This window comes from Fischerella major NIES-592 (assembly GCF_001904645.1).
Lineage (GTDB): Bacteria > Cyanobacteriota > Cyanobacteriia > Cyanobacteriales > Nostocaceae > Fischerella > Fischerella thermalis.
The window spans coordinates 52399-64770 of the sequence record NZ_MRCA01000019.1 but is presented as its reverse complement, the minus strand read 5'-3'; the positions used below and the strand labels follow the sequence as shown (position 1 = coordinate 64770).

The window sequence follows — 12372 nt, the reverse complement described above, 5'->3', positions numbered from 1 at the left end:
TCTAAAACCTTTATCAATAACCAATGACCAATGACATTATTTTAGAAGCAAAAGCCTTGACGCGCCGCTTTGGTGGCTTAGTGGCAGTCAATAATGTATCTTTTCCTGTTAAAAAACATGAAATATTTGGATTAATCGGCCCCAATGGTGCTGGAAAAACTACTTTATTTAATTTGATAACAGGCTTAATTCCACCCTCAAGTGGACAATTAACTTTTCATCATCAAGAAATTTCTCAACTACGTCCCCACCAAATTGCTGCTTTAGGTATTGCCCGAACTTTTCAAAATATTCGCTTATTTGGTGAACTTTCAGCACTAGAAAATGTAATTATTGCCCGACATTTGCATATTCACAGCAATATATTTACAGGTGTGATCGGAGTACCACCAGCATCCACAGAAGAACGTAAAAGTCAGCAGAAAGCTTTGGAATTATTAGAACTAGTTGGTTTGCAACAGCGCGCGGAAGAAAAAGCGAAAAATTTTGCCTATGGTGATCAGCGGCGGCTAGAAATTGCCCGTGCTTTAGCCCTAGAACCGCAAATTTTGCTCCTTGATGAACCCGCAGCCGGAATGAACCCCAGTGAAAAGCAACAATTGAGTGAGTTTATTCGCAACCTGCGCGATCGCTTTGATTTGACGATTATTTTGATTGAACATCACGTACCCTTAGTCATGGGGTTGTGCGATCGCATTGCCGTTTTAGATTTTGGTCAATTAATTGCTTTAGGAGAACCTGCTGTGGTTAAAAATAATCCAGCGGTAATAGAGGCATATTTGGGAAATGATTAATTTATATCATCTTAGTGTCTTGGTGTCTTTGTGTTTTATTAACCACCAAGACACTAAGAAGACATACCGAATGTTTGAACAACCACAGATGCACACCGATGAACACAGAGAATCAAAAAAGCTACCCAATTTTGGAAATAAAAAATCTATATGTTAATTATGGTGGTATTCAAGCACTGCAAAAGATTAATTTAGTTGTCAATAATGGTGAAGTAGTCACTCTCATCGGTGCTAACGGTGCAGGTAAAACTACTACTCTTCGGGCTATATCTAAAATTATCAATCCTAAAAGTGGTGAAATTATTTATAGTGGCCGCAATATTACCCGCCGTCAACCTCATGAAGTTGTACAATTGGGTATTGCCCATTGTCCAGAAGGACGTAGAGTATTAGCGCGACAAACTGTTTATGATAATTTGCTTTTGGGTGCATATGTTCGTTCTCAGCAAGCAGAGATAAAAAACGATATTCAGCAGCAATTTGAGCTGTTTCCACGTTTAGCACAAAGACGCAATCAACTAGCGGGGACTCTGAGTGGCGGTGAACAACAAATGTTAGCGATCGCCCGTGCTTTGATGAGTAGACCAAAAATTTTATTATTGGATGAACCAAGTTTAGGTCTAGCACCAGCAATAGTTAGGGAAATATTTAGTATTATTGAGAATTTACGTGCCACAGGCGTGACTATTTTATTAGTTGAACAAAACGCCAATTTAGCATTACAGATTGCAGATCGGGGATATGTTTTAGAAGCTGGTTGTATTACTCTCACTGGTGCAGCTTCCCAATTAATTACTGACGAACGAGTGAAAAAAGCTTATTTAGGATGATTTAGTAACTAAAGATTTGGGAGACTAAGACATATGGTATGGTTACCAACAAAAACCCTAAGTTTGGATATGAGCTGAACAACTAATTTCCACTTCCCCACTCTCCAATTCTCAATTCGGCAATTTGGCAAGTCACAGCTTCTTAATACTGATATTTTTTTGATTGTGCAAGAGGTGTAGTAAAAAGTCGCCCCGGCTACTAAGTCGGGGTTTTAGTCTTTCAAATGATATAAATCAATCATTGTAAACTCAGGCCTGCAGGAGTGAGTGTTGTCAAGAAATTACAGGTCAAAGTGTTTTTCCCGCGATTACAATCAAACAACAGTTTGTAATTAGGTAGATTCATTTGATGATTCCATCTGTGCAACTACCCTTATACGGTAAGCGTATTCTTGTCACCGCACCCCGCAACTACGCCGCTAGATTAACATCACAACTTATCAATCAAGGTGCTTTACCTGTGTTAATGCCAACCATAGAAACTTGTGCATTAGCAGATTTTACAGAATTAGATACTGCACTGACACAAATAAATACATTTGATTGGATTGCTTTTACCAGCAGAAACGCTATTGATGCATTTTTTCAACGTTTAAAAACTTTGGGAATAAGTGTTTCGGTGCTGAAAAATTGTCGAATTTCTGCGATCGGCAAAGATGCGGAAAGATTATCTGATTTTGGCATCAAAGTAGATTTAATTCCCCAAGAACCTAGTCCCAAAGGAATTATTGCTGAACTGGCTAAAGTTCCAAATATCAACAGGCAAACTGTACTAGTGCCGGTTCCAGAAGTAGTTGGGATTGCAGAACCGAATGTTATTCCTGAGTTTGTGGCTGGTTTAAAAAAATTGCGTATGAGTGTTACCCGTGTACCAACCTATACAACACGCTGTTTAGACAAAAGTTTATACGAGGTGGAGTTAAATTTAATTCGTCAAGGCAAGATAGATGTGATTGCCTTTAGTAGCACTGCTGAGATATCTGGCTTCTTGCAAATGGTCACTTCAAAAGCAGATTATCAGCAGTGTGTAATTGCTTGTTTTGGCCCCTACACAGCAGCTAATGGCAGAAAACTAGGTTTGAACGTCTCTATTGTTGCCGAAAACTACAGTTCATTCGCAGGTTTTGCAGAAGCGATCGCTAACTTCATGCTCTTGCTTTCTCCTAAGTAATAACACTAGTGACAATGTTACTATTACCAGGATAAAACGGAGAAACAATACTCACCTGTGTGTCACTGGAATTAATAGATTTTTCCCAGAAAATCGCAATAAACTCGCTAGTTGCGGTCTAAGTCAGACTATCGAATTGTGGGATCTAGAAACAGGACAGATAATTTGCCAATTCACTGGCAAATCCTACGGTGTTAATTCTATTAGCTTCAGTCCAGATGGACAAATTCTTGCTAGTGGTAGTGCTGACGGAACCATCAGGATTTGGTTGTTTGAATACCAAGTAGAACGAGGTGAAAAACCCAAACTATGACAAGATAAGTAAAGAAACTGATAGCTGATGACCAAGATTATGGGATATAAGCCTCGCCCTAGAAGGGCGAGTTTTTAATTGTTCAAACATAGACACCATCACTGATCAAGTTGGTACTAACTCGCCAGGACGTAACTTAGACCACTTACCCTGTTCTCGTTTAAAACTGAGACATCCTACCACATCCCATTCCATTTCTATCACGTCGCCTCGGGGACGGATGTTGACATTGATCGATGGCTCATTTGGCTCAAAATCTGGTGTGTCAGTCAAATTGGGCTGTTGGTGTTGGTTTTCTACCGCGTGGTAGGTGACACAACGGTCTACATAATGACAATTTACACAAATGCACATAATATCAACCTACTCCAGTGCCTTTATAGTTAATCTAGCTTAAGCTAAAGCGTTATTCATTAGCTGCTGGATTTATTTTTATTACATGGCGATAAATCATTTGGTTCTTTCGACCTTAGCTCCTGAAAATTGGCCTTTTAGCATAGAATCTTTACCGCAACCAGCTTATCTAGTGGGTGGTGCTGTCAGAGATGCCATTTTGGGAAGAACTCGCGAATATTTGGATTTAGATTTTGTTTTGCCAGCGAATGCTGTCAGTGTAGCGCGTCAAATCGCCAAGCAATATAAAGCTGGTTTTGTTCTCCTTGATTCCGAAAGACAAATTGCGCGGGTGGTGTTTCCTGATGCTACTGCTGACTTTGCTCAACAAGAAGGAATTAGCCTGGAAACTGACTTACATAGGCGAGACTTTACAATCAATGCGATCGCCTACAACCCCCACACCCAAGAAATCATCGATCCTCTGCAAGGTTGTGCAGACATAGAAAAGCAGTTGTTGAGGATGGTATCACCAAAAAACTTGGAAGACGACCCCTTACGATTACTGCGGGCTTATCGTCAGGCTTCGCAACTTGACTTTACCATAGAACCAGATACGCAAGCTGCTATTCGTGGTTTGGCATCACACATAAACAGGGTTGCAGCAGAACGAGTCCGGGTAGAATTGGGCTACATGCTAGCAAATTCTCAGGGTAGCGTTTGGTTAATTAATGCAGGGAAAGACGGTTTACTGACACCTTTTTTCAAAAATGCAACAGAAGAAAACTTGCAGAAACTATCGGCGGTTGACACAGCAGCTACTCAACTAACTCATGTCTGGCCACAACTCGGTGAACAACTGCAAAATCCTGTGCGCGATACCGTTAAAACCACTTGGCTAGGTATTGCTAAGCTTGCTTGTTTAGTTAACCCCAACCCAGAGATAGCAGAAATAGAACTGCAAGAACTAACTTACAGTCGCGCTGAAACCAAAGCCATCACCACCGCCCTGAAACTGTTCCCACAGTTACAAGCACCCCTGATGACATTGCGAGAACAGTATTTTTTCTTTCAGGAAGCGGGGACTGTATTTATATCTACAGCAGTCTTATCCGTAGTACACGGTCAGTCAGTAAAAGCGATCGCACCTTTAGTCAATCGCTATCTTAACCCTAATGATCTGGTCGCGCATCCTACCCCTTTAGTGAGTGGTAGGGACATAATGTTAGCACTAAACATTCCTGCTTCGCCACTAATAGGTAAGTTGCTAACAGAAATAGCGATCGCCCAAATTGAAGGTAAAATTTATACAGCAGCACAAGCAATAGAATTAGCAGCGCAATTAGTTAATAGTTAGTTCCATTTGAACAACAATTTCGCCATCTTCTACTTCACCTGTTAGTACAAATCCGAAATACAATACAAAATGAAATACATATCTATTGAGACGAATTTCGGATTTTTTTGTCGATTAACAAATTATGTGAGTGAGAAAAGATTAACTAAAGCCAAATCTCAGTAAACAAGACTATTTTCTTCTTTGTGTCTTTGTGTCTTGGTGTTTCAAAAAAGATTTTTTTACCACAAAGACACCAAGACGCGGACTAGGGTGTAAGGGAACCCCATAAAGAAATCATAAAATTTCAATCTCATCGAGTTGATTAATCACCACATCCGCACCTGCAACATTTTCTGGTTTACCTATCCAAGTAATACCAACACAACCAGCTGCATTAGCGTTACGTGCCATTTGCATGTCACCCGTAGAATCTCCTACCATTAGTGTCACGCCAGGTTCTACTCCCAGTTTTTCACAAGCTTGTAAAAATAACACTGGATCTGGTTTACTTGGCCCTTCATCTACTCCCATTTCTAGCTGGATGTAATCACTTAATTGGTGATTTTCGACAAATGTTTGGACTTCAGCAGTTGTCGCTGCGGAGAGAATACCAAGTTTTAATCCTGCTTCTGATAAATACTGGAGGACTTCCAAGCTACCAACAAATAAAGGTGAGGGAGTTTTACCAACGTATTTTTCTGCTTCTGCTAACGCTTGCTGTGCTAACTTCAATGACTCAAACCATCCCCGTCCAGTTTCGGCTATATATGCGGCGGCGGCTATTTCTGTTTCTCGACGACTTGCGACTGATACCAAACCTGCTGGATCGAGAGTATCACCATTCACACCAAACGCCATTAACAATGGTTCCCCGATTCCGGGAAATTGTGCGTCTATGATTCTTGCTGCTTTTTGGGCAAGCGATCGCAAGAACACTTCTGAGTCTTCGAGAGTACCATTTTTATCAAATAAAATAGCTTGGATATCGGAGAATGTGAAGTTTTTACACTTAATAGTTACCAAAAGACTACTCCTAATTTGTTGTTTGTTATTGGTTGTTTGTTGGTTGGACAAAAGACCTACTAACTGATACAAAAAAAGAGGGAAAATCAATCCCTCTTTGCCTGATAACTTTTTATCTTTATAACATCGTTGCTAATAACTACGACGAGAAATACATTACTCTTCAATAGCGGCGGGAATTTCTTCTTCAATAGCGGCGGGAATTTCTTCTTCAACAGCAGCTACAGGAACTTCAACAGCTTCATTAGGTGCAGCAGTATTACCCTGCTGTTTAGCTAATAGTTGTTCGCGATATTTAGCAGCCATTTCTTCGGCTTTGTCATAAACTAGATCGCGGTTCTTAATCATATCACCCGGTTCGGGTTCCAGTTGCTTTGTAGACAAAGATATCCGACCCCGTTCAGCATCTAAGTCAATGATCATAACTTTCACTTCATCATTGACGTTAAAAACGCTATGAGGTGTATCAATATGTTCGTGGGATATCTCAGAAATATGCAATAGACCACTGACGCCGCCAATATCAATAAAGGCGCCATAAGGCTTAATACCACGCACAGTACCGATTACTACCTCACCAACTTCGAGGCGATTCATCTTACGCTCAACCAAAGCACGGCGGTGAGATAATACCAAGCGGTTACGTTCTTCGTCTACCTCTAAAAACTTCAGTGGTAGTTCTTCACCTACTAAATCTTCTTTGGGCTTGCGAGTGCTGATATGAGAACCGGGAATAAACCCACGTAATCCCTCGATCCTCACTAAAGCTCCACCACGGTTGGTAGCAAACACACCAGAACGAACAGTAGCATCTTCTGCTTGCAACTGCCGTACTCGCTCCCAGGCTCGCATATACTCTATACGACGAATGGAAAGAGTTAATTGTCCCTCTTCATTTTCATCGCTGAGTATGTAAAATTCCCGTGTTTCGTTTGATTGTAAAACTTCTTCCGGGCTGTCTACCCGGTTAATAGACATTTCTTGTATCGGTATATATGCTGCGGTTTTGGCACCTATGTCAATCAGAGCGCCGCGTGGCTCTATACTGAAAACCGTACCGGGTACAATATCACCAGGGCTAAAATGATAATCGTATTTGTCCAGTAAAGCTGCGAATTCTTCGTGAGTAAACCCAATCTCGGTAATAGCGGTTGATTTCTGATTGACCATGCTGATTGTTTCCTGGTTTTTAGTCTCCGTAATCGTTTTGCCACAAGCGCGATGTATGTGCAAGGGTGACATAGGATGTCTACACCTACATCCTTAACCATCCTAGCGCAGAAAAGCTGACTTAGCGCACATTAGTTCACAGATAGCAAATTATATCAGATATCAAATGTTTTTATCTAAAAGTTGGGGAAGAAGGGGGAACTCACCGGTCCCCGGTCGGGGATTAGGGGGCGAAGGAGGACTAGGGAGAATTATTTTGTATCGAGACTTTCCTTCTTCCCTTTCCCTGTTTCCCGTTCCCCTATTGTCAAAATAGTTCTAAATAAATAACCGCCGCTACTGAATAAGTAACAGCGGTCATTTGTTTCTAAGGATCGATATCAAAAATTTGGCAACAAAAAATTAATCCTCTTTCTTTTGAATGCGAGGAGGTTCGCGGAATGCGATCGCAAAGAAAAGAGTTCCAATTGCCAAAGTCAAAATTAAGATATATGCCACGCTTTCCATATCACAAGCCCCTGCATATCTAGAAATTTGACATTCTCATAGCACTATAACTATGAGATTCTTGCTTCACTGGGAGTCAATTGACTGTACCCTCTACAAGCATCCACCGTGTGTCTCACGGCAGTAATTTATAGTATACACTCAGGTAGGGATTAGGAAATTACCTAGTCCCTAATCCCTAATCTTCTCAAGCTTTAGACAGCTTCCTTCTTGCGGGTGGACAAGTCACCCACTTTCGCAAACACACCAAATTCGACTTGTTCTTCCAAATCTGGGTCGATACCAGCAAACACGTCTCGGTAAATTGTCCGAGCACCATGCCAGATATGACCGAAGAAGAACAATAATGCAAAGCAGGCATGTCCGAAGGTAAACCAACCTCTGGGACTGGTGCGGAATACACCATCAGAGTTTAAGGTTTCTCTGTCAAATTCAAAGACTTCGCCCAATTGAGCCTTACGGGCCCACTTCTTCACATCAGCGGGGTCTGTGAAAGTTTGACCATCTAAGTTACCACCGTAGAAGGAAACTGTCACACCAGTTTGCTCAAAGCTGTTTTGAGATTCTGCCCGACGGAAGGGAATGTCAGCGCGGACAATACCATCTTTATCAGTCAGAATTACAGGGAAGGTTTCAAAGAAATTAGGCAAACGACGTACTTCTAATTCCCGACCTTCAGCATCTGTGAATACTGGATGACCATCCCAAGACTGAGCAATCCCATCACCCTTCACCATTGGGCCTGTACGGAATAAACCACCTTTAGCGGGGCTATTGCCGACATAATCGTAGAATGCCAATTTTTCAGGGATTTGTGACCAGGCTTCTGAGAGATTATCACCAGAAGCAAGGCTTGCCTGTACGCGACGCTGAATCTCTTGCTTAAAGTAACCTTGATCCCACTGATAACGGGTAGGGCCAAACAATTCGATTGGAGTAGTGGCACTACCGTACCACATGGTTCCAGCAACGACAAAAGCAGCAAAGAATACAGCAGCAATACTACTAGAAAGTACGGTTTCTATATTACCCATCCGCAGAGCTTTGTAGAGCCTTTCGGGTGGTCGTACTGACAAGTGGAATAAACCAGCAATAATGCCTACGATCCCGGCGGCAATATGGTGAGCTACAACACCACCAGGATTAAACGGATTAAAGCCATCTGGCCCCCACTCCGGCGCAACTGGTGCGATGTGACCAGTCAAGCCGTAGGCATCGGAAACCCACATTCCAGGCCCCCACAATCCTGTGAGGTGGAAAGCACCAAAACCGAAGCAAAGAAGACCAGATAAGAACAAGTGAATGCCAAACATTTTTGGCAGGTCAAGAGCAGGTTCGCCTGTACGGGGATCTTGAAACAGTTCTAAGTCCCAGTAAACCCAGTGCCAAACAGCAGCTAGGAATAATAGACCAGACAGAACAATATGAGCGGCGGCTACACCTTCAAATGACCAAAAACCAGGGTCGTAGTTGGCAGCACCAGTTACGTTCCAGCCACCCCAAGAGCCTACGACACCTAAGCGTGCCATGAATGGCAGCACAAACATACCTTGACGCCACATGGGATTGAGAACTGGGTCACTGGGGTCATAAATAGCCAGTTCGTATAGAGCCATTGAACCAGCCCAGCCGGCCACCAACGCTGTGTGCATCAAGTGTACAGAAATCAGTCGTCCTGGATCATTCAGAACGACTGTGTGTACTCGGTACCAAGGTAGTCCCATCGACTACGCTCCTCCTCGATGAGTTTGTTTACAAAGCAATTTTTCTGTGTTTTTTTATTGCCAGAGCTTGAATTTTCCACAGCTTGGTCTTAAAAGTCAGACAGCGTGGTTACTTAAGCAATCAACAACATTTGGGGGCGTTTGACCCCAAGGTCGCGATCGCCAAGCAAAAATGAGAATGTTTAAAAAAGTGTAACTATTGATGGAGCTGTTTGCAAGGGTATAAAGGCATTTAGGGTTAGTAACTGGTTAGTGGATAGTAGTTATTTGTTGGTTGTTGGTTGTTGGTTATAATTTGTAACAAAAAATTAACACTTGAAAAATATCTTGAATATAACCACAAAGGCTAAGGGCAAAAGGAAAATTCCATCCCCTTACCCTTTTACCTTTTCCCCCTAATAATTACTGCACCACTGATTCATGACTTTGTAGCTGACATCTAGCTGAAGCAGTCTCCAAGCGCTCTATTACTTGCTCTGCACTCATTAACCGCCTCAGTATAACTTGACCGATCGCTTGACTAGATACACCTGTTTGGGGTGATGTGATTGGCTTCACTTCTACGGTGATCACAGCATCTTCTACTCGGTAGAGCCACATGACTTCGCCTTCTTCTAACAGACAAATATTCATACGTTGAATATCTGGTTGGCGTCGCCATGCAGTTATCTGCCAAAGTCCTTCAGATGCCCAAACTCTACCAATTGTCCATCCTTCAGATAAAAAGAAGTACTTCACACTTTTTGTCTCGCTGATTCTTCAAGATTAGTTGTTAGCAATACCGTGAAAACCTCAGTTATATATGTATAAATTGAGGTTTGTACATTATAGCTATTGGATCAAAAAAGAGTGGAAACTACAAAGAGGACACATAAATCTGACATGCAAAGTCATAGAGTTTGGAGCAAGGAGTAAAGTTGATTAAAAGTTCCTACTCCCTCTGTGCCCCTTTGCCTGTTACTTCCTCCTCAATCATTTCTACATTTGCGAAGATGCACGCTCAAGCTGTTCGTTCTACTAAGACCTAACAAACCTCTTCTTCTATCAAATCCGAATTTAAGACTAGCTTTTGTTATTTTGTAATTTTAATTAAATTAAACATTGTCTTTTATTAAGAGATGTTAAGCAATGTGTTTTTTATCTAATTTTAAAAAAGCTAATAAAATTCAAAATTAGGCAATAGGGGATAGGGAATAGTGAAACTATTTGTGTACTTAATTAAGTAGCCATCATCAACTGTACATATCAATAACGAATGGAAAAAATTTCTTCCCTTGTCTCGTGATCTTTTTCAAGTTAGTCAATCATGGGAAAATCCCACAACCAAGTATGAAAATTTAACTGCTCCTACAACCCCTATACCCTTACACCCCCACACCCATTTTCCAGTGTGATTGTGCGTGATGATAATGGAAGTTCACATCCAAAAAGCCAAACCGTAACATTATTTTGGAAGTTATGTAGTAAAATTACAAACCATTCATACCAAAATTTCATATTATCCATAATTTATGAATTGGCCTTTTTTGTCTACTAGACGATGGGTGCGGATAACACAAGTACTTACTGTTTGTTTGTGTTTATTTGTAGTTGTAAGTTGTAGTACTAATCCACAGACAACCACATTAACATCTGGTGATGGTCGTATTACTGTTGGTACAACACTAAAACCACGTACTCTAGATCCAGCTGATGCCTATGAATTGGCATCACTATCACTGGTTTATAACATGAGCGATCGCCTCTACACTTATGAACCAGGAAGCACAGAAATTAAACCGCAGCTAGCTACCGCCTTCCCAAAAGTCAGCCCAGATGGTTTGACTTATACCATCCCCCTACGTCAAGGAGTGGTATTTCACGATGGAACTCCCTTTAACGCCGAAGCCATGGCTTTTACTATACGCCGCTTTATCGAAAACAAGGGTAAACCTGCTTTCTTGCTGGGAGATGTGGTAGAGTCGGCCAAAGCTACAAGCGAATACGAATTAACAATAAAGCTGAAAAAGCCATTTGCAGCATTCCCATCATTGCTGGCTTTTGCTGGTGTTTGTCCTGTATCGCCAAAAGCTTATGAAATTGGCGAAGGAAAATTTACCCCAAATATTTTTATTGGTACTGGCCCTTACAAATTAGCAAAATTCGGCCCTGACTCATTGCAGTTTGATGTATTTGACAAATATTGGGGAGAAAAACCATTAAATCAAGGTATTAATGTCCAAATTCTTAGCAGTGGGGTGAATTTATATAACGCCTTCCGTAAAAAAGCTGTGGATGTGGCTGGCTTAAGTATGGATCCAGATCAAGTTCGCAGTTTGGAAGCGAGTGCAAAAAAAGGGTTTTGGCAAGCGATTCCTAATCAAGGTAATGTGGTCAGTTATCTGGCTATCAACCGCAATCAAAAGCCAGTAGATAATCCAGCAGTCAGAAGTGCGATCGCGGCAATGATTAATCGACCAATAATATACGAGCGAGTCTTGTATGGTCAAGCAGAAGCACTTTATAGTTTAATCCCCAAAGCATTCAATGATTATCAACCAGTTTTTCAACAGCAATATGGTGATGGAAATATTCAAAAAGCCAAAGAATTGCTGCTCAAAGCTGGCTTTTCCCAAGATAATCCAGCTAAAGTCGAAATTTGGTATCCCTCTGGTTCTCCAACTCGGAGTTTAGCAGCAATAGTCATCAAAGCTCTTGCTAAAAAAACAATGGATGGTATTCTTCAATTTGAAATTAATACTGTAGAGTCTACCACTGCTTTTAAAAACATTGCCAAGGGCTTATATCCAACATTTTTACTTGATTGGTATCCTGATTTTTTGGACGCAGATAATTATATTCAGCCATTTCTATCTTGTAATCAAGGTTCACCAGAAAAGGGATGTGAAGATGGGGGAAGCCAATCTCAAGGTTCTTTTTACTATAATCCCCAGATGAATCAATTGATTGACAAACAACGTCAAGAACAAAATCTCGAAGCACGCAAGCAAATATTTGCAGAAATCCAAAATATTTTGGTACGAGATATCCCTTACATTCCCCTATGGCAAAGTAAAGATTATGTATTTGCTCAAACAGGTATAAGTGGTGTACAACTAGATCCCACTCAAATTTTGATATACAGGAATCTCAAAAAATAAAACATATTACCAATTACCCATTACCAAT

General features: G+C 41.1%; 12 protein-coding genes. 6 read left to right on the top strand and 6 right to left on the bottom strand.

The features are described from left to right. Positions 1-23 precede the first annotated feature (23 nt). The 4 genes from NIES592_RS22080 (at position 24) to NIES592_RS24770 (ending at position 3108) form a co-directional block, all read left to right on the top strand. Positions 24-794 carry an ABC transporter ATP-binding protein gene (locus NIES592_RS22080; RefSeq protein WP_073556899.1) on the top strand — a complete coding sequence of 257 codons (771 nt, stop codon included), beginning with the start codon at positions 24-26 and terminating at the stop codon, positions 792-794. 98 nt (positions 795-892) lie between these two features. After that, on the top strand, positions 893-1624 hold the full coding sequence (locus tag NIES592_RS22075) for an ABC transporter ATP-binding protein (RefSeq protein WP_062250046.1): 732 nt from the start codon (positions 893-895) through the stop codon (positions 1622-1624). Between the two features lie 349 nt (positions 1625-1973). Further along, complete coding sequence (locus NIES592_RS22070) at positions 1974-2795, top strand: uroporphyrinogen-III synthase (RefSeq protein ID WP_073556898.1); 822 nt, start codon at positions 1974-1976, stop codon at positions 2793-2795. Between the two features lie 136 nt (positions 2796-2931). Next, a complete protein-coding gene (locus NIES592_RS24770) occupies positions 2932-3108 on the top strand; it encodes a WD40 repeat domain-containing protein (protein WP_256678198.1) in 177 nt (58 codons plus the stop codon). A gap of 105 nt (positions 3109-3213) precedes the next feature. On the opposite strand, the gene NIES592_RS22060 is transcribed toward NIES592_RS24770, so the two are convergent. Next, positions 3214-3462, bottom strand: a complete 249-nt coding sequence (locus tag NIES592_RS22060) for a Ycf34 family protein (RefSeq protein ID WP_009459491.1) — start codon at positions 3460-3462, stop codon at positions 3214-3216. Positions 3463-3547: 85 nt separating this feature from the next. Between NIES592_RS22060 and NIES592_RS22055 the strand changes: the two genes are divergently transcribed. Continuing rightward, positions 3548-4798, top strand: a complete 1251-nt coding sequence (locus NIES592_RS22055; RefSeq protein WP_073556897.1) for a CCA tRNA nucleotidyltransferase — start codon at positions 3548-3550, stop codon at positions 4796-4798. Positions 4799-5074: 276 nt separating this feature from the next. Here the strand turns inward: NIES592_RS22055 and NIES592_RS22050 are convergent, their stop codons facing one another. The 5 genes from NIES592_RS22050 to NIES592_RS22030 form a co-directional block, all read right to left on the bottom strand. Then, complete coding sequence (locus tag NIES592_RS22050) at positions 5075-5803, bottom strand: HAD family hydrolase (protein WP_073556908.1); 729 nt, start codon at positions 5801-5803, stop codon at positions 5075-5077. A gap of 156 nt (positions 5804-5959) precedes the next feature. Next, the gene (locus NIES592_RS22045) at positions 5960-6973 is read right to left on the bottom strand and encodes a 30S ribosomal protein S1 (protein WP_009459488.1); all 1014 of its coding nucleotides are present in this window, start codon (positions 6971-6973) and stop codon (positions 5960-5962) included. Between the two features lie 402 nt (positions 6974-7375). Further along, complete coding sequence (locus NIES592_RS22040) at positions 7376-7480, bottom strand: photosystem II reaction center protein T (protein WP_071846783.1); 105 nt, start codon at positions 7478-7480, stop codon at positions 7376-7378. A 194-nt stretch (positions 7481-7674) separates the two neighbouring features. Continuing rightward, complete coding sequence (gene psbB / locus NIES592_RS22035; protein ID WP_062250052.1) at positions 7675-9204, bottom strand: photosystem II chlorophyll-binding protein CP47; 1530 nt, start codon at positions 9202-9204, stop codon at positions 7675-7677. A gap of 402 nt (positions 9205-9606) precedes the next feature. Beyond that, positions 9607-9942, bottom strand: coding sequence for a hypothetical protein (locus tag NIES592_RS22030; protein WP_016871397.1), 336 nt, complete (start codon positions 9940-9942; stop codon positions 9607-9609). A gap of 773 nt (positions 9943-10715) precedes the next feature. Between NIES592_RS22030 and NIES592_RS22025 the strand changes: the two genes are divergently transcribed. After that, positions 10716-12344, top strand: coding sequence for an ABC transporter substrate-binding protein (locus NIES592_RS22025; protein WP_062250054.1), 1629 nt, complete (start codon positions 10716-10718; stop codon positions 12342-12344). Positions 12345-12372: the final 28 nt, after the last annotated feature.

Excerpts from the sequence above, each read along its gene's own strand:
- NIES592_RS22080 (WP_073556899.1), top strand. The coding sequence starts at position 24 with ATGACCAATGACATTATTTTAGAAGCAAAAGCCTTGACGCGCCGCTTT.
- NIES592_RS22075 (WP_062250046.1), top strand. The coding sequence starts at position 893 with ATGAACACAGAGAATCAAAAAAGCTACCCAATTTTGGAAATAAAAAAT.
- NIES592_RS22070 (WP_073556898.1), top strand. The coding sequence starts at position 1,974 with ATGATTCCATCTGTGCAACTACCCTTATACGGTAAGCGTATTCTTGTC.
- NIES592_RS22060 (WP_009459491.1), bottom strand. The coding sequence starts at position 3,462 with ATGTGCATTTGTGTAAATTGTCATTATGTAGACCGTTGTGTCACCTAC.
- NIES592_RS22055 (WP_073556897.1), top strand. The coding sequence starts at position 3,548 with ATGGCGATAAATCATTTGGTTCTTTCGACCTTAGCTCCTGAAAATTGG.
- NIES592_RS22045 (WP_009459488.1), bottom strand. The coding sequence starts at position 6,973 with ATGGTCAATCAGAAATCAACCGCTATTACCGAGATTGGGTTTACTCAC.
- NIES592_RS22040 (WP_071846783.1), bottom strand. The coding sequence starts at position 7,480 with ATGGAAAGCGTGGCATATATCTTAATTTTGACTTTGGCAATTGGAACT.
- psbB (WP_062250052.1), bottom strand. The coding sequence starts at position 9,204 with ATGGGACTACCTTGGTACCGAGTACACACAGTCGTTCTGAATGATCCA.
- NIES592_RS22025 (WP_062250054.1), top strand. The coding sequence starts at position 10,716 with ATGAATTGGCCTTTTTTGTCTACTAGACGATGGGTGCGGATAACACAA.